We start from the raw sequence: 14,798 nt of genomic DNA, 5'->3' as shown, positions 1-14,798 counted from the left end.
ACAATCTCTAACGGACTATTGCCGGGCGCGACGCGCGGGCGCGGCTTCGACCAGCGTCGACAAAGGGCCTTCCACCAGGAGATTCAATGCACGCAGCAGGGTTTCGCGCTCCGCCTTCGGTAGCGAATCCAGCGCGCCCCGATGGACGTCATCGACGATTTCCGCGCTCTGGGCGGCGAGTTCCGCGCCTTTCGGGGTCACCGAGATGATGCGGGCGCGGCGGTCGGTGCTCGACGGTTTGCGTTCGGCCAGGCCCGCCTTCTCCAGCGCGTCGACGGTGACGACCATCGTCGTCTTGTCCATGTCACCGAGTTCGGCGAGCTGCGCCTGCGTGCGCTCGGCTTCCAACGCGTGGACCAACACGCAGTGCATCCTGGCCGTCAGCCCGATCTCGGCCAGCGCCGCCGCCATCTGCGTGCGCAGGACGTGGCTGGTGCGGTCGAGCAGGAACGACAGGTCGGGTTCGTTGCGCGTGGGCGCCAGAGCGGTCATACCGCCCACTATAGTTTCGTCATAGATAATCCGCATACATCCACAACTGCGCGCGGGAATGTTATCGGACTGCGGTCCGTTTAGAAGGTGACCGGATACCGCAGAAAGGGTTCACCATGGAACTGGGGCTCACCACCTTCGCCGAGCTGTACCCCACCGGCGACCAGCCCGCGCCGACCGCCGCCGTGCGGCTGCGTCAGGTGGTCGACGAGGCCGTGGCGACCGAGGCCGCGGGTCTGGATGTCTACGGCGTCGGCGAACACCACCGCAAGGATTTCGCCGCCTCCTCCCCCGCCGTCGTACTGGCCGCGGCCGCCGCGCGCACCGAGCGCATCCAGCTGACCAGCGCGGTCACCGTGCTCAGCTCCGACGATCCGGTGCGCGTGTATCAGGACTTCGCGACGCTGGACGGGCTGTCGAACGGGCGCGCGGAGTTGATGGCGGGGCGCGGGTCGTTCACGGAGTCGTTCCCGCTGTTCGGGTACGAGCTGTCCGATTACGACGCGCTGTTCGAAGAGAAGCTCGCTTTGCTGCTGCGTCTGCGTGAGGAATCGCCGGTCACGTGGTCGGGCCGATTCCGTGCACCGCTGCACGACGCGACGGTGTACCCGCGCACCGACGACCGGCCGCTACCGGTGTGGATCGCGGTCGGTGGCAGTCCCGAATCGGTGATTCGCGCCGGGTTGCTCGGCTTGCCGTTGGCTATCGCGATCATCGGCGGCGAGCCTGCCAGGTTCAAGCCGCTGGTCGAGTTGTATCACCGGGCGTTGGCCGAAGGCGGCCACGAGAAGCAGCCGGTGGCGGTGCACGCGCACGGCTATGTGGCCGACACCGAGGCGCAGGCTGTCGCCGAGTTCTACGAGCCGTACGCCCTGGCCATGTCGACCATCGGCCGTGAACGCGGTTGGGGCCCGATGACGCACCAACAGTTCGACGGCCTTCGCTCACCCAGCGGTTCCCTGTTCGTCGGCACTGCCGACTACGTGGCCGACAAGATCGCGCAGGTCCGCGACACGCTCGGGCTGGACCGTTTCATGCTGCACACCAGCGTGGGGACGCTGCCGCCCGAGCAGGTGCTGCACAGCATCGACCTGTTGGGGACGAAGGTGGCGCCGCAGGTGCGGTGAAACTCGCGCCGACCGCAGGTGTTTCGTCGCAGGCGGCTGTCAGTGCTCTGACAGTCGCCTGCGCGCTGCGCGGAAGTGGTGGGATCGGTCCCCGACGCCCGGAATTATTCGACGGCGGGATCGATGCCGGCCTTCCGCGCACCGTCGCGTTCCCTCCTTCGTCGGAGGTACCGGCGGATTCGACTGGCGCACAGATAGACCACCGATAAACCGATCGCCAGCAGGACAGCGGCGATCACCGCCGCCAACACCGGAAAGAACACCGCCAAGGTGATAACACCACCGACGGTGAAGTCCTCAGCAGTACTCATCGCAATATTGGTCACCGGCTCCGGCGAAGTATTGATCGCCATCCGAGTCCCCGCCTTGACGATGTGACTGAGCAACGCCGTAGTCCCACCCACCGCCGCGGCAAACATCGTCGGTAACGAATCATCCTGCCCCGCAATCAAACCCGACACGATCGCCCCCGACGCAGGCCGCACCACCGTGTGCACCGCGTCCCAAAACGAGTCGAGATACGGAATCTTGTCCGCCACCGCCTCGATCAAGAACAACACCCCAGCGGCCACGAGCACATCAGTGCGCTGCAACCCCGGCGGCACCTCCCCCGCCCACCCGATCCGCCCGAACAACCCGAGCAGAAACACCACCGCATACGCATTGATCCCGCTAGCCCAGCCCGCGGTAAAAATCAGTGGAAGTACCGACACGCGCCCAGCGTAAACCGCCCCACCGACAATGCACGCCAACCCAGCACGGCGTTCATGCGGGGACAGCGTCTCCGGGAAAGCCGTGGCACGAATGCACCTCGTACGTCATCATTCCGGCCAGCACGCAGGGGTCCCCGGCCATGATCTCGGCCGCCTCCTCGACAGGCCCGATCATGATCGCAACCCCGGCCAGGTCATCGGAGCCCACCGGACACAGAACCACGATCACCCCGTCGGCGCGCAGCGAAACCATCCGCCGCTGATGCTCGAGTTCAGTGGCGTCCGCACCGTCCATCGTCCGCTCCGCGGTCCACCGAAGCAGCACCAGACTGAACGGTTTCGCAGTCGCAGCCAAAGCTTGAATCTGTTCGTCGGTCACTGTCGTGCTCATGGTCTCCTCGTTTCTCGATGCGATCGGAGGTTGCGCAGTACATGGTCAGCCGACTCTGCCTCGCCCTGGTGGATCGATGCGTTGCTGCCGGTCGACGGGATCGTCGGGATGGAGGGTCTGTTGGAGATCGCGGATCGCCTCGTCGTCGAGGTCGGCGTCGTGCGCGGCGGCCGCCCAGTCCCAATTCGGGGTGGACCAGACATACTGCAGCACACCCGAACGGGGAGCCCACCCTTCCTCACTGCGCGGGCGGCGGGAGATCGACGTGTTCCGGTTCATGGCGTCGAAGGCCCCTGACTCGGGATCACTGAACGGCACGGCATCCGGCGTGAAGTCGATCGGCACGCGCACCACAATCGGTGCAGCAGTGACTGTTTCAGCAAACCATTCAGTCTGCGCACGCTTCACCGCCTCGAACTGCTCCCTCTGTATCTGCTGGTGTTGCTCCGGCGTGTAGACCGGACCGTTCCACACGAACCGCGCATCGTCGATGTCCTCGCCCACGTGAAGGTCGACGAACTGCGCCCCCACACCAGCCTCCTCGGACCGATATCCGAGCATCTGCCCCGACTCGATGTCTACCCAAATCCGCAGCGGCGTCGGCTTGTTCGGAGGCGGAGCCAACTCGACAGTCCAACACGCCCTCCCGACGAACTCGACCTCTTCCACCGGACCGACAGGCCGGGTGAAATCCTCCCCCGCCCAGTCCGCCGCATCGCGTCGCCGCAACAGGAACTGATTCCGCCCGAGGTAACGAACGCGGTCAGGTGGACCGACGCGGGGACGCTCAGGATCTGCGGTGAAATCCCACGCCTTGACCCCATCGGTGATGAAGATCGGCCGCCCATCTTCCTGATCGACCCGCAGCCGTTCCCCGTTTCGCCACACGCGACATCCGTCCCGGGCAACGACCATCATGGGCATTCGCGACCCGACCGAGACGGACCGCTCAGCCCGATCCGCGGGAGCAACCTCCCGAATAGTGCCATGAACAGGCAGGTCAGGACCATCAGTAAGCGCTGTCAGAACCTCGATCCACGCTGTCATAGCGTGAGTCTAGAACTCCTGCAGCTACCCAGGCACCCCTCGCCGACCGCCCACGCCTAGCCCGGCGTAATCGACCACTTCGCCCACCATCCGGCCCGTTTTCCGCCAATTCGGCGACGAAGTGGTCGATTACGCCAGTGCTACCGTGTCCGCGCAGAAGCGGCGCTGCTGTGGATCCCTATCCACACTCACAACACTTCGCTACTCGTGACGAACGGGAGCGGTAGTCGGTGGCGTGATCGGTGCGGTTCGGGCGCGGACTTGCCTGTATTCTGCTCGGGCGCGGCGGTGGCGTGCTTGTCGCACAACGGGATCGGGATTGTGGGCACTCGACGTGGGGGTTCGGTGAACAGGCGTATTGCTGGTTTGGTCTTGGCGGTAGTGGCGGTTTTCGGCGGTCTCATCACCGTCGGATGCGCGGATACCGTGAGCGGGCAGGCCACTGTCAATGAGGCCGATCGGGCGGCGCATGTCACCTCGGTCAGCGCTGCGGCGGCTACGTCGTCGTCGAAGGCGAGGGCCGCGCAGGGGGCGGTGTGCGGGCCGTTTCTGACCAGTGCGCTGCAGGTCAAACTCAAGATCGACGCGTTGAAACGCCGACTCGACGAGAAGGACGACCGTGCGGCCTCGCGGACCGCCGCCCAGGACGCGGCGACCGCACTCGACGACTCGGGCGACAAGGTCGACACCGCATTGGCCGCCAACAAGGTTTCGACCAGTCTCAACACCGCCCTGACCGAATATGCCTCCGCCGCACACGCTTTCGGCACCGAACTGAACAAGTTGGCGCTGGGGTCCGGCGATTCGGCCGTGGTCACTACAGCCCAGACCCGCTACTTCACCGCGAAGGACGCCGCGCTCACAGCCTGCGGATCGTCGTAGGGCTTGCTTGCTGCGGTCGGTGCTGGGGCGTTCGGGTAGTCACACCACGCTGAGCGCCCACAACTTCGAATTTCGGGCGAGAATCGCACCGTTTGTGCGAATAGTGGGCGCTCAGCGTGGCCCACTCGATGCGCATTCGACTCTGGGCCGCCGCACCCGCAGGCCGGTGCTGATCTGGCGCGACCCGCGCATCGAGCCGGATCAGCGGACGGCGGCACGTCCTCGGACGCGGCCGAGGACTACCAGCACGATCAAGGTGACCACCACGAGCACCGTCGTTCCGGCTGCGGCGTCGAAGACTTCGCCGCGGTCGGTTTGGGCGAAGATGCTGATGGGCAGGGTTTTCCAGGTGGCGGGGTAGACCATGATGGTGGCGCCGAGTTCGCCCATGGACAGGGCTACTGCCAGGCCTGCGGCGGCGCCTAGGGCAGGGAGTAGGAGGGGGAGGGTGATTTGACAGAGGACTCGAACGGGTCCTGCGCCTAGGGATTCGGCGGCTTGGCGGTAGGCGGGGTCGAGGCGGTCGAGGGCGGCGGAGACTGCGCTGAAGGCGTAGGCCAGGACCAGGACGGTGTGGGCGACTATGACGATCCATTTGGTGCCGCCGAGGAGCAGGGGGCGTTCGTTGAAGGCGATGAGGACGCCTAGGCCTACTGCTACCGAGGGGACGGCTACGGGGAGGTGGAAGACGGCGTCGGTGAGGCGGCGTAGCCAGGTGGGGGCTTCGCGGGAGGCCAGGGCTGCCCACGTGCCCAGGATCAGGGAGATCGCGCCTGCTAGGAGGGCGGTTTGTAGGCTGACCGAGAGGCTGGCGGCCTGTTCGCCGGTCAGGGCGTTGCCGATGTTGGTGAAGCCCAGGTCCGAGGGCAGGGGGCCGGTCCAGCTGCCTGCCAGGGCGGCGGCGATCACGGTGGCGATGGGGGCGATGAAGACCACCGTGACCACCAGGGCGAAGGCGCCCAGTACCAGGGCTTTTCCGCGTGGCGTCCAGACGAGCATGATCAGTCCCCCTTCGGGCGGGCGATGAAGCGGGCGAAGACGAACCGGTAGACCAGGTACAGGCTCAGCGACAGCAGGACCTGGACCGAGGCGAGCACGGCCGCGCCGGGGAGGTCGAAGGTGATGATGCCGCGGGTGTAGATCAGGGCGGGCAGGGTGATGACGCCCTTGGCGCCGGTGAACAGCACGATGCCGAACTCGTTGAGGGTGAGCAGCAGGACCAGGGAGCCGCCTGCGGCGAGTGCGGGCCAGGCTTCGGGCAGGATCACCTGGCGCAGGACTCGCCAGGGTGAGGCGCCCAGACTTGCTGCTACGTCGAGTTGTTCGCGCGGCATTTGCGCGAAGGCGGCGAGCACCGGGCGCACTACGAACGGGGTGAAGTAGGTGATCTCGGCCAGGATCACGCCGAGGGGGGTGGTGAGGAAGTCGATGACAGGTGTTGTGGCGCCGGTCAATTCGGCGATCAGGGCGTTCACCGCGCCCGCTGTTCCGTAGAGGAAGGTGAAGGCGAGGGTGATCAGGAACGACGGCAGCGTCAGGATCGTGTCGATGAGCCTGCCGACCACACCCGATCCGGGGAACGGGACGAAAGCCAACACGATCGCCAGGAAGGTGCCAAGGACCAGGCAACCCGCCGTGGCGCAGACGGCGATGGATACCGTGCGCCACAAGGCTTCTCGGAATGCTTCCGAGCCGAGTACCGAGGTCCAGACTTCGGTGCCGCGGCCGGTCGGGGTTTGGGTGGACTCGGTCAGCACCCGCAGGATCGGATAGCCGGCGATGCCGAGCACGACCAGCACGGGCGGCAAGGTCCACAGGATCGGCAGCCACGAACGCCGTGGTGCGTTGGTCGGCTGGGACGCATCGGGGCGTTCGAGAACGACGGCACTCACGATGCCGCGCTCCCGGAATTGGTGGCTGTGTCACCGACTGCGCGCGGGATGAGCACTCCCGCTGGATCCGGGAGCTTGACTCCGACGACGGCGCCGATCTCCGCCGTGAAATGCCCCGCCACATCGGCGGCGAGCGCATCGGATAGCCCGTCGACCGAGAGTTCGACTCTGGTCGTGGCACCACGCCACACCGAAGTCGATACCGTGGCGCGCATGGCATCTCGTTCGCTGGGCTTGCAGATCGTGATCGTGTGCGGGCGGATGCAGAGCAGGGCGTCGTCGCCGGGTGCCCAATCAGCAAGTCCCACACCGGGTTGCGGAGCTTCCGCACGCAAGGTGGCGTCGCCGGCGGTGACCAGTGCGGCGGTGCCGGTGACGTGATTGACCGTGCAGGGCACCAGGTTTGCGCCGCCGAGGAACCCAGCGGTGAAGTCGGTGGGTGGACGCCGCCACAGGTTTTCGGCAGTGTCGATGTCGACCAGACGCGAATCGCGCATCACCGCGATCCGGTCGGCCAGCGCCAGCGCCTCGGCCTGATCGTGCGTCACATACAGCATTGCCGTGTCGGGCAACGCTTTTCGCAGAGCTTGCAGTTCACCCAACATCGAGTGACGCAACTGCGCGTCCAACGCGGCGAGCGGTTCGTCGAGCAACAGCACGCTGGGCTTGATGGCCAGCGCGCGAGCGATCGCCACGCGCTGCTGCTGCCCGCCGGACAGTTCGCGCGGCAGCCGCTTCGCGTACCCTCCCATGCCGACCATGTCCAGCGCCTCGGTGACCCGCGCGGCGATGTCACCGCGCGGCACCCGATGCGATTTCAAACCGAACGCCACATTGCTGTGCACGTTCATGTGCGGGAACAGCGCGTAAGACTGCACGACGACACCGATTCCGCGCTTGGCGGGCGACAGATCGGTGACGTCGCGGCCCGCCAGGCGGACCGAACCCGTGGTGGGTCGAACGAAGCCGGCCAGCGCTTTGAGCGCGGTCGACTTGCCCGACCCACTGGGGCCCAGCAGCGCGACGGTCTCGCCGACGGCGACGCGCAGGGTGAAATCGGCCAGCGCGACCGAGGCCTTGCGGCCCCTGCCGTAACTGACCCCGACCCGGTCGAACACGATCGCGGGTTCGCTGGTTGCCGCCACCGTGGTGGCGGATTTCATCTGGACATCGCCGTCGGACATCGTCAACTCCCTTAGCTCACAGCCGAATTCAGCTGCCGGTTGCCTTCTGGTACGCCGCGACATCGGCGTCCAGGTCGGTCAGCACCTTGTTCCAGTCGACCGCCACGACCTCGACACCGGTCATCGCGGCGGCGGGGCCACCGTCGGTGGGGGCGGGCACGTCGGTGCGGGGCGACACGGCGAACGCGTCGGGACCGAGCTTGGCCTGCGCGGCCGGGGCCATCAGGAAGCTCATCAGCTTGGTGGCGTCGTCCTTGTGCGGGGCGCCCTTGGCCAGACCCATCATGTACGGGACAGCCACGGTGGAGCGCTTGCCGTCGGCGGCGGGGAAGAAGACGTTGAACTTGGAGCCCTTCTCCTTGACCGTGGTCAGGTTCATCTGCACGTCGCCGTTGGCGATGAGCAGCTCACCCTTGTCGACCTTGGCCTGCAGCTTGCCGGTCGACGACGATGGGCCGACATTGTTGGCTTGCAGTGCGGCAAGGTAATCCAGCGCGCCCTGCTTGCCGCGCAGCTGCTGCAGCAGCACCAGCACCGCGGTGCCGTCACCGGCCTGGCCGGGGGTGGAGTACTGCAGCTTGCCCTTGTACTCGGGCTTGAGCAGGTCTTCCCAGGTCAGCGCCGACGCGTCGACTGCGGGGTTGGCGATGAAGCACAGGAAGTTGTTCGCCATGGTCACGTAGGTGCCCTCGGCGTCCTTGGCCGCGGCGGGGATGGCGGCGGTGTCGATGCCGCTTGCCTGCAGCAGGCCCGACTTCTTGGCCTTCTGGATGAACGGCGGCAGGGTGACCACGACGTCGGCCTGCGGGTTGGACTGCTCCTTGTCCACGCGGTTCACGACCTCGCCCGAACCCGCCTCGACCAGGTTGACCGCGATGCCGGTCTCCTTGGTGAACGCGTCGAACTGGTTCTTGTACCAGCCACCGACACCGTCGGCGGAGTACACGGTGACGGTCTTGCCGCTGGTGGATTCGGTGCCGGTGCCACCACAGGCGCCGGTGAAGGCGACGGCGGTGACGCCGACCAGCAGCAGCGCGGCCTTGGACAGGCGGCGCGCGGTGAGGGAAGTACGCACGATTGCAACAACTTTCGTTCAGATGCCGGGGGAATCGCAGGGACGGAGGATCGGAGGGAGACGCCGCGGCGGTACCGCGACGCAGGCTTTTACCGGACCAGTGCCGGGAAGTCGGCGACGGAGTCCACGACATGGGTGGCACCGGCGGCACGCAGCTGGTCGGCGGTGTGCGCGCCGGTCAGGGTGCCCGCGACGATGCCCGCGCCCGCGTTGAGTCCGGTGGCGATGTCGCTGGTGGTGTCACCGAGCACGGCGATCCGGTCGACGGCGTCCACGCCCAGGCGCAGCGCGGCGGCCAGGATCATGTCCGGGTAGGGGCGGCCGCGACCGGCGTCGGAGGGGGCAAGGGTCAGGTCGACCAGGTCGATCCAGCCCAGCGCGGCCAGCAGCTTGTCCTGGGTGCCGCGGCTGAATCCGGTGGTCAACGCGACCTTGATACCGGCGTCACGCAGTGCGGTGATCGCTTCGACGGCACCGGGAATCGGCGCGATGTCGACCTGCTCGACCAGTGCGTCGTAGGCGGTTTCGAAGGCGCGGTTGCCGAGTTGGGCGGCGGCCTCGTCGCCGGGCAGCAGGGCGCGGAACACCTCGATCTTGGACTGGCCCATGGTGTCGATGACGTAGCGGCGAGCTTCCTCGCGACGCGGGCCATCGGCTTCGATCCCGGCCGCGGTCGCGGCGGCTTCGAAGGCCTGCAGTACCAGTCCCCCGTCGGCGACAGTGGTGCCTGCCATGTCGAGCACGGCGAGCTGAATCTTGCTGTCCGACATCACAGTCCGATCTGGTCGATGGTTTGTTCGCCGATGGCGGGGCCGAGCGTCATGCCGCGGCCGCCGGGGCCGGTGACGACCCAGACATTGGTGTCGGCCTGCACGCGGGTGACGATGGCGCCGGGGTCCACGCTCTGGCTGTACACGCCCGCCCAGCGGCGCACGATCTGCGGCAACTTGCGGCCCAGCAGTTCCTCGGCCACCTCGGTGAGATGGTCGTACGGTGCTTCGTCGACGTCGAAGGCGAAGGGTTCGGTGTATTCGTGGGTGTCGCCGATGGTCAGGCCGCCGTGCAGGCGCTGCACACACAGCAGCTGCATCTTGTGCTCGGCGGCAGTGGCCGACTGCGACTGCTCAGCGTTCAGCGAATCCAGTTGTGGCCCTGCGAAACCGGGGTAGTAGCGGAAGCTGTCACCGTCGGCGATCGCGGTGGTCAGGGGCTCGCCCAGCGGCGCGGTCTGCATCATCTGCAGTCGCACGCGGCGCACGGGCAGGTCGCCCGCCAGTTCGCGGGTGAGGCCGGAATGGGCGGCGCCGGGGCAGTGGATGACCAGGTCTGCCTCGTGGCGGCGACCGTGATCGTCGAGCACGACCGCGCCGGAACCGGTGTCGGTGATCGAGCGGGCCTCGGTGCCCTCGTGGAAGGTGTAGCGGCCGGTCGCGGTCATGTGGGCGCGCAGGGCGGGCAACGCCTGGCGCGACTCCACCGCGGCGTCGGTCGAACAGTGCAGGCCCGCAAGGTATTTGCCGCGCAGGGCCGGGTTGATCGCGCGGACTTCGTCGGGGTCGAGCAGCGAGAAGCCGCGCGCTTCGGCGGTGGCACCGACGGCCGCGGCCTCGGCGACGGCGAGTTCGGCGGGGGTGCGCGCCAGGGTGATGGAACCGGCGGGGCGGAAGCCGACGCCGGGGACCCGGCCGCCGATCTCCTCCCACATCTCGCGTGAGCGCAGCGTCAGCTCGAGCTCGTCGGCCGAGCGGCCCGAAACCCAGACCAGACCGAAGTTGCGGACCGTCGCGCCGCGGGCTTCGCGTTCGCGTTCCAGGTGCACGACCTCGAGTCCACGGGCTATTGCAGACCAGGCGTGTGCGGTGCCGAGGATCCCTCCACCGATGATGACCAATCGCATGGCACCGATAGTGGCAAATGGTCTAGACCTATAGGTGTGGGCAGTGAGAACGGCAAGTTAAATTTTGGTATAGACCAATCCATGTACCCTAGGTGGCATGGATTCGCCGCCGACAACCCGTGTTCCGAAGGTGTTCCTGGTCCGCACCGAAATCGATCTCATCCTGACCGAGCTCGACGAAGGCGACCCGGTACCCTCGGAACGCGACCTGGCCGCCCGCTTCGGCGTCGCCCGCGAAACAGTTCGACACGCACTGCGAGAACTGTTGGTGGAGGGCAGGATTCGCCGACGCGGGCGCGGCACCGTGGTATCGCGACCCAAACTGACGCAGCCGCTGTCGCTGCGCTCCTATACCGAGGGCGCGATCAGTCTCGGTCGCACCCCCGGCCGCGTGCTGGTGGCCTGGGAGGACATCGCCGCCGACGCCGCGACCGCTGCCGACCTCGAGGTCGAGGTGGGCACCGAGGTGATGCACCTGGAACGCGTCCTGCTCGCCGACGGTGAACGCGTCGGCCTGGAGAGCACCTACCTACCGCTGCATCGATTCGCCATTTTGCGCGGTACGTATGACCCGACCACGTCGCTGTACGCCGCGATCCGCGCCACCGGTGTCGAACTCGCCGGTGCGCGCGAACGCATCGAAACCGTACTCGCCGCGCCAAGAGAAGCAGGACTGCTGGAATGCACCACCGCACTGCCGATGCTGCTGTTGCACCGGCGCAGTGTCGACGCCGACGGCGCGCCCATCGAACGGGTGCGCTCGCTGTACCGCGGTGACCGCATCGCCTTCGAGGCGCGGCTGTCACCGGAGCACGCGTAACCCCTACTGCTCGGGCAGCCTTCGCCGTCCGCCGGCCACATCGGTGACCAGATCTGTGTAACCATCCACAAGCTCGGCAAGGTGATACCAGTGCTTGTGTGTGTTATCGCTTCGCGCGCCGTCGATGTCGATGGCCTGGTTGGCATCCACCCAGCTACGCGCCATCCGGTCCACCACCGCACCCAGACTTTCGGTGTGCAGCGAGGCGCCGTTGCGATGCAACGGGATCTCCTGCACACACCAGTCGTTGATGTCGTCGACCAGTTCACTTCGACGACAATCGATCTCGGCGATCAATGCCGTGTCACGCACCTGCCCCCGCCGTTCGTGCAGTTCAGCCAGTGCGTGCGCTGACCGCAACAATTCGCGATCTTGAAATCGCCGCCCCTGAAAAGCACACAACAATTGCGGAGCGGTCGGCAGCAACCCCATCACCGGCGCGCTCATCGCAAGGCCCCGAATTCACCCGACACCCAAGATTTGTCTACCAACATGATTGGCTCTCGATTCGGTTATCCCGGTCATCTGTTCGGATTGTTCGCAACCAGGCTAACTGGATCATGCTCGCTCAGAACAGGAAACGCAAGATTGCGTTAGCACTGCCGCAGTAAAGCCGCCTCGACAGAACCGGCGGTCACATCCGCAGTCCCACACAGCCTTCCGGCGTGCCTGCCCGACGCGCCGAACACCATGGCAACCGCTATGTTGCTGTCTTCGCCGAACGCGTGACAGCGGGGCCTCGCAGCGCAATAATGCGTTTCATGGCAGGCAAGCGTACGACCCTGACCGTCCGGCTCCGCCGGCTCGCCGCGATGCTGCGTGAGTTGCGCGAAAGCGCCGGGCTGAGCAAGGAAGACGTCAGCGCGCGCACCGGAATCAACGTCACCACGCTGTACCGGATCGAAATGGCGCAGGCGCGCCCGCAGCGGCGCACGCTCGGCGCGATGCTCGATCTCTATCAGGTCGACGACAAAATGCGCGACGAGGCACTCAGCCTGCTCACCGACGCATTGAAACCCGGCATGTCGCGACCTTACGAGGGCGCGGTGTCCGAGGTTTATGCCAATTACATCAATTTCGAGGCAGAGGCGTTGTCGGCCAGGCAATACCAGACCTCGACGATCCCCGGACTGCTACAAACGTTCGAATACGCCGCCGCGGTGATCGACACTTCGATGCCACGTTTGGACGCCGCGGTGATGGAGAGCAGGGCGCAGGCGCGGATGGATCGCGCCATCAACCTCACCAAGGACGAGCCGCTGGAACTGTGGGTGGTGATGGACGAGGCGGCCATTCGCCGGGTGGTCGGCGGCGCGGCGACGATGGCGGGTCAGTTGGATCGGCTGCTCGACGAGACCAAGCGCAAAAACGTGATCCTGCAGGTACTTCCGTTCGACGCGGGCGCGCACCCCGGCATGGCCGGGTCGTTCACGCTGCTGGACTTCCGCAATCCGGTCGACCCGGAGCTGGTGTATGTGGAGTCGATGTCGGTGCACGACCTGGTGGAGGGGCATTCCGAGATCCGGCGGTTCGGTGTGATCTTCGATCAGCTGCGCGCGATGGCGTTGAGTCCGCGCGATTCGGCGAAGTTGATCACCGAGGCGCGCGACGAGATCGTGCGGTCCGCCGCGGATCAGTAGCGGCTGGCGCGGCGGAAGCCGAGCGCGGCGGGTATCGCGAAAACGGCTATCGCGCCGAGGGACCAGGCAACGGTCGCCAGTAGTGGGCCTCGGACGGGCCCGCCGAGGGACAGGCCGCGCATGGTGTCGATGGCGTGCGACAGTGGGTTGTTCTCCACGATCGGTTGCGCCCAGCGCGGGTAGGCGATGAGTGGGACGAAGCCGGTGCTGAAGAACATCATCATCGATGAGGCCAACGAAACACCTTCTACCAGTGTGGCTTTGGCGGTGTAGACGGCCAGTGCGGTGACCATGGTGGCGAAGCCGAGGCCGAACAGGACCGGGATGGTGAACAGGGCTATCGCTGCCAGGGGGCCCTGGGTGAAGCGGAAGCCCAGGGCTAGGCCGACGGCGAAGATCACGATGGTGCACAACAGGATTCGGACGGCTTCGGCCAGTACTCGTGACAGCAGGCCCGATGCGCGGTGGACCGGCAGGACCCAGAATCGGGACAGCAGGCCTTCGTCGCGTTCGCGTCCCAGGGTGACGGCGCCTGCCAGCGAGCCCGACATCACGCCGACCAGTGCGACCATCGGGACCGAGCCATAGAGGGCGTTAGCACCCGCGAAGGATGAGACCTGTTTGCCCAGTACGGCATTCAGCATCACCAGGAGCAGTGCGGGGAACAGCAGAGCCTGCATCACCGTGAACGGGTCTCGGCTCCAGCGCATCAGCAGTCGCTTGGTGTGGATCATCGTCTGCGGCAGCAGCATTCGCAGCGACTCGGCGCCCTGCGACATGGCCATTGTTGTCATGAGGTCCGCCGGGCGGCGTGATGCGCGGCGAGCGCGGCGCAGACGATCAAGATGCCGATCGCCCAGGCCAGGCCTGGTCCTAACGTAGCGATGTCGACCGCGCCCGCGTTTCCGGTGGAGTCACCCGCCAGTGCCCGCAGCCCGCCTACGAACTGGGAGACGGGCTGATTGCGGACGAAAAGCTGTAGCCAGCTGGGGAATTGGCTCGCCGGGGCGAAGCCGGTGGACACCATGCCGAAGATCAACTGGGGCAGCACCAAGATCTGGGTGGTCGCCTCGGGACTCGACGACAGGCTGCCGAGCAGGTCGGCGCCACAGCACAGGGCTATCGCGATGAGCAGCGCGAAGGCGAGGAAACCGGCTGTGTGCCACCAGCTTCCGTAGAAGCGGAAGCCGATCACGGCACCGCAGACCAGTGCGGCGGCGATCGCGATCAGCGCGCGGTGTGCGGCCACGGTGATTCTGGCCGCGAACGGTACCCAGCGTGGCATCGGCAGGGTGGCGAAGCGGACGTCAAGGCCCTCGCGGGCGTCGGTGGCGGAGCGGAAGGCGGCGGCGATGGCGCAGAACGCGACCGCCTGCATCACGATCATCGGCATCAGGAACTGGGCGTAGCTGCTCAGGCCGTGGCCGTAGACGGTCATCACCAGGTTGAGCGGGACGTAGAAACCGATCGTGAACACGACGGGGGCCAGCACGGCGGTGAGGATCTCGCCGGTGCGCCAGGCGGGGCGGATCAGCCGTAGCGCGAGCACCCACCATTGCGTCAGGGCAGCGGTGCGCGACCGGTCGTTCGCGGTGACCGGATCGTCGAGGGTGTGCACCGGTCCATCGTGGTGGATGC

General features: G+C 66.5%; 17 protein-coding genes. 4 read left to right on the top strand and 13 right to left on the bottom strand.

From position 1 onward, the window contains the following. Positions 1-15 precede the first annotated feature (15 nt). Positions 16-492: a MarR family winged helix-turn-helix transcriptional regulator gene (locus ACFWVD_RS05590; RefSeq protein WP_379240746.1), complete on the bottom strand. Its 477-nt coding sequence runs from the start codon at positions 490-492 to the stop codon at positions 16-18. Positions 493-608: 116 nt separating this feature from the next. Between ACFWVD_RS05590 and ACFWVD_RS05585 the strand changes: the two genes are divergently transcribed. Further along, positions 609-1,619 carry an LLM class flavin-dependent oxidoreductase gene (locus ACFWVD_RS05585; protein WP_379240745.1) on the top strand — a complete coding sequence of 337 codons (1,011 nt, stop codon included), beginning with the start codon at positions 609-611 and terminating at the stop codon, positions 1,617-1,619. Between the two features lie 104 nt (positions 1,620-1,723). Here ACFWVD_RS05585 and ACFWVD_RS05580 read toward each other — a convergent pair whose 3' ends face one another. The 3 genes from ACFWVD_RS05580 to ACFWVD_RS05570 are packed head-to-tail and all read right to left on the bottom strand — an operon-like array spanning position 1,724 to position 3,254. Continuing rightward, on the bottom strand, positions 1,724-2,332 hold the full coding sequence (locus tag ACFWVD_RS05580) for a DUF4126 domain-containing protein (RefSeq protein WP_379240744.1): 609 nt from the start codon (positions 2,330-2,332) through the stop codon (positions 1,724-1,726). Between the two features lie 52 nt (positions 2,333-2,384). Further along, positions 2,385-2,723 carry a hypothetical protein gene (locus ACFWVD_RS05575; RefSeq protein WP_379240743.1) on the bottom strand — a complete coding sequence of 113 codons (339 nt, stop codon included), beginning with the start codon at positions 2,721-2,723 and terminating at the stop codon, positions 2,385-2,387. A gap of 45 nt (positions 2,724-2,768) precedes the next feature. Further along, positions 2,769-3,254 carry a hypothetical protein gene (locus tag ACFWVD_RS05570; RefSeq protein WP_379240742.1) on the bottom strand — a complete coding sequence of 162 codons (486 nt, stop codon included), beginning with the start codon at positions 3,252-3,254 and terminating at the stop codon, positions 2,769-2,771. An 888-nt stretch (positions 3,255-4,142) separates the two neighbouring features. On the opposite strand from ACFWVD_RS05570, the gene ACFWVD_RS05565 reads away from it, so the two are divergent. Further along, entirely contained in the window at positions 4,143-4,652 is a 510-nt protein-coding gene (locus tag ACFWVD_RS05565) for a hypothetical protein (RefSeq protein ID WP_379240741.1), read from the top strand. A gap of 201 nt (positions 4,653-4,853) precedes the next feature. Here the strand turns inward: ACFWVD_RS05565 and ACFWVD_RS05560 are convergent, their stop codons facing one another. The 6 genes from ACFWVD_RS05560 to ACFWVD_RS05535 form a co-directional block, all read right to left on the bottom strand. Next, entirely contained in the window at positions 4,854-5,651 is a 798-nt protein-coding gene (locus tag ACFWVD_RS05560) for an ABC transporter permease (RefSeq protein WP_379240740.1), read from the bottom strand. Positions 5,652-5,653: 2 nt separating this feature from the next. Continuing rightward, positions 5,654-6,544, bottom strand: coding sequence for a 2-aminoethylphosphonate ABC transporter permease subunit (locus ACFWVD_RS05555; RefSeq protein ID WP_379240739.1), 891 nt, complete (start codon positions 6,542-6,544; stop codon positions 5,654-5,656). After that, a complete protein-coding gene (locus tag ACFWVD_RS05550; RefSeq protein ID WP_379240738.1) occupies positions 6,541-7,728 on the bottom strand; it encodes an ABC transporter ATP-binding protein in 1,188 nt (395 codons plus the stop codon). The genes ACFWVD_RS05555 and ACFWVD_RS05550 overlap by 4 nt, the downstream gene beginning before the upstream one ends. Before the next feature lie 28 nt (positions 7,729-7,756). Next, positions 7,757-8,803, bottom strand: coding sequence for a 2-aminoethylphosphonate ABC transporter substrate-binding protein (locus tag ACFWVD_RS05545; protein WP_379240737.1), 1,047 nt, complete (start codon positions 8,801-8,803; stop codon positions 7,757-7,759). Between the two features lie 89 nt (positions 8,804-8,892). After that, positions 8,893-9,573, bottom strand: coding sequence for a phosphonatase-like hydrolase (locus tag ACFWVD_RS05540; RefSeq protein ID WP_379240736.1), 681 nt, complete (start codon positions 9,571-9,573; stop codon positions 8,893-8,895). Continuing rightward, complete coding sequence (locus ACFWVD_RS05535) at positions 9,573-10,700, bottom strand: TIGR03364 family FAD-dependent oxidoreductase (protein WP_379240735.1); 1,128 nt, start codon at positions 10,698-10,700, stop codon at positions 9,573-9,575. Before ACFWVD_RS05535 ends, ACFWVD_RS05540 begins: the two co-directional genes overlap by 1 nt. Positions 10,701-10,797: 97 nt before the next feature. Between ACFWVD_RS05535 and ACFWVD_RS05530 the strand changes: the two genes are divergently transcribed. Then, positions 10,798-11,520, top strand: coding sequence for a GntR family transcriptional regulator (locus tag ACFWVD_RS05530; RefSeq protein ID WP_379240734.1), 723 nt, complete (start codon positions 10,798-10,800; stop codon positions 11,518-11,520). A gap of 3 nt (positions 11,521-11,523) precedes the next feature. On the opposite strand, the gene ACFWVD_RS05525 is transcribed toward ACFWVD_RS05530, so the two are convergent. Beyond that, positions 11,524-11,883 (bottom strand): DUF4254 domain-containing protein, encoded by a 360-nt coding sequence (locus ACFWVD_RS05525; RefSeq protein ID WP_101468584.1) that lies wholly within the window; start codon positions 11,881-11,883, stop codon positions 11,524-11,526. 398 nt (positions 11,884-12,281) lie between these two features. Between ACFWVD_RS05525 and ACFWVD_RS05520 the strand changes: the two genes are divergently transcribed. Then, positions 12,282-13,160, top strand: coding sequence for a helix-turn-helix domain-containing protein (locus ACFWVD_RS05520; RefSeq protein ID WP_379240733.1), 879 nt, complete (start codon positions 12,282-12,284; stop codon positions 13,158-13,160). Here the strand turns inward: ACFWVD_RS05520 and ACFWVD_RS05515 are convergent. Together ACFWVD_RS05515 and ACFWVD_RS05510 are read right to left on the bottom strand one after the other, a co-directional pair. Next, the gene (locus ACFWVD_RS05515) at positions 13,154-13,954 is read right to left on the bottom strand and encodes an ABC transporter permease (protein ID WP_379240732.1); all 801 of its coding nucleotides are present in this window, start codon (positions 13,952-13,954) and stop codon (positions 13,154-13,156) included. The genes ACFWVD_RS05520 and ACFWVD_RS05515 overlap by 7 nt on opposite strands. Then, entirely contained in the window at positions 13,951-14,778 is an 828-nt protein-coding gene (locus ACFWVD_RS05510; RefSeq protein WP_379240731.1) for an ABC transporter permease, read from the bottom strand. The genes ACFWVD_RS05515 and ACFWVD_RS05510 overlap by 4 nt, the downstream gene beginning before the upstream one ends. Between the last annotated feature and the right edge of the window lie 20 nt (positions 14,779-14,798).

Origin of the sequence: Nocardia sp. NPDC058666, from assembly GCF_042714895.1 — a bacterium.
Classification (GTDB): domain Bacteria; phylum Actinomycetota; class Actinomycetes; order Mycobacteriales; family Mycobacteriaceae; genus Nocardia.
The sequence above is the reverse complement of the archived record's forward strand: the minus strand, read 5'-3'. Positions and strand labels throughout refer to the sequence as shown.

Bases quoted from the DNA above. Each gene is read 5' to 3' on its own strand.
- ACFWVD_RS05590 (WP_379240746.1), bottom strand. From the start codon at position 492: ATGACCGCTCTGGCGCCCACGCGCAACGAACCCGACCTGTCGTTCCTG.
- ACFWVD_RS05585 (WP_379240745.1), top strand. From the start codon at position 609: ATGGAACTGGGGCTCACCACCTTCGCCGAGCTGTACCCCACCGGCGAC.
- ACFWVD_RS05575 (WP_379240743.1), bottom strand. From the start codon at position 2,723: ATGAGCACGACAGTGACCGACGAACAGATTCAAGCTTTGGCTGCGACT.
- ACFWVD_RS05560 (WP_379240740.1), bottom strand. From the start codon at position 5,651: ATGCTCGTCTGGACGCCACGCGGAAAAGCCCTGGTACTGGGCGCCTTC.
- ACFWVD_RS05550 (WP_379240738.1), bottom strand. From the start codon at position 7,728: ATGTCCGACGGCGATGTCCAGATGAAATCCGCCACCACGGTGGCGGCA.
- ACFWVD_RS05540 (WP_379240736.1), bottom strand. From the start codon at position 9,573: ATGTCGGACAGCAAGATTCAGCTCGCCGTGCTCGACATGGCAGGCACC.
- ACFWVD_RS05535 (WP_379240735.1), bottom strand. From the start codon at position 10,700: ATGCGATTGGTCATCATCGGTGGAGGGATCCTCGGCACCGCACACGCC.
- ACFWVD_RS05530 (WP_379240734.1), top strand. From the start codon at position 10,798: ATGGATTCGCCGCCGACAACCCGTGTTCCGAAGGTGTTCCTGGTCCGC.
- ACFWVD_RS05520 (WP_379240733.1), top strand. From the start codon at position 12,282: ATGGCAGGCAAGCGTACGACCCTGACCGTCCGGCTCCGCCGGCTCGCC.
- ACFWVD_RS05515 (WP_379240732.1), bottom strand. From the start codon at position 13,954: ATGACAACAATGGCCATGTCGCAGGGCGCCGAGTCGCTGCGAATGCTG.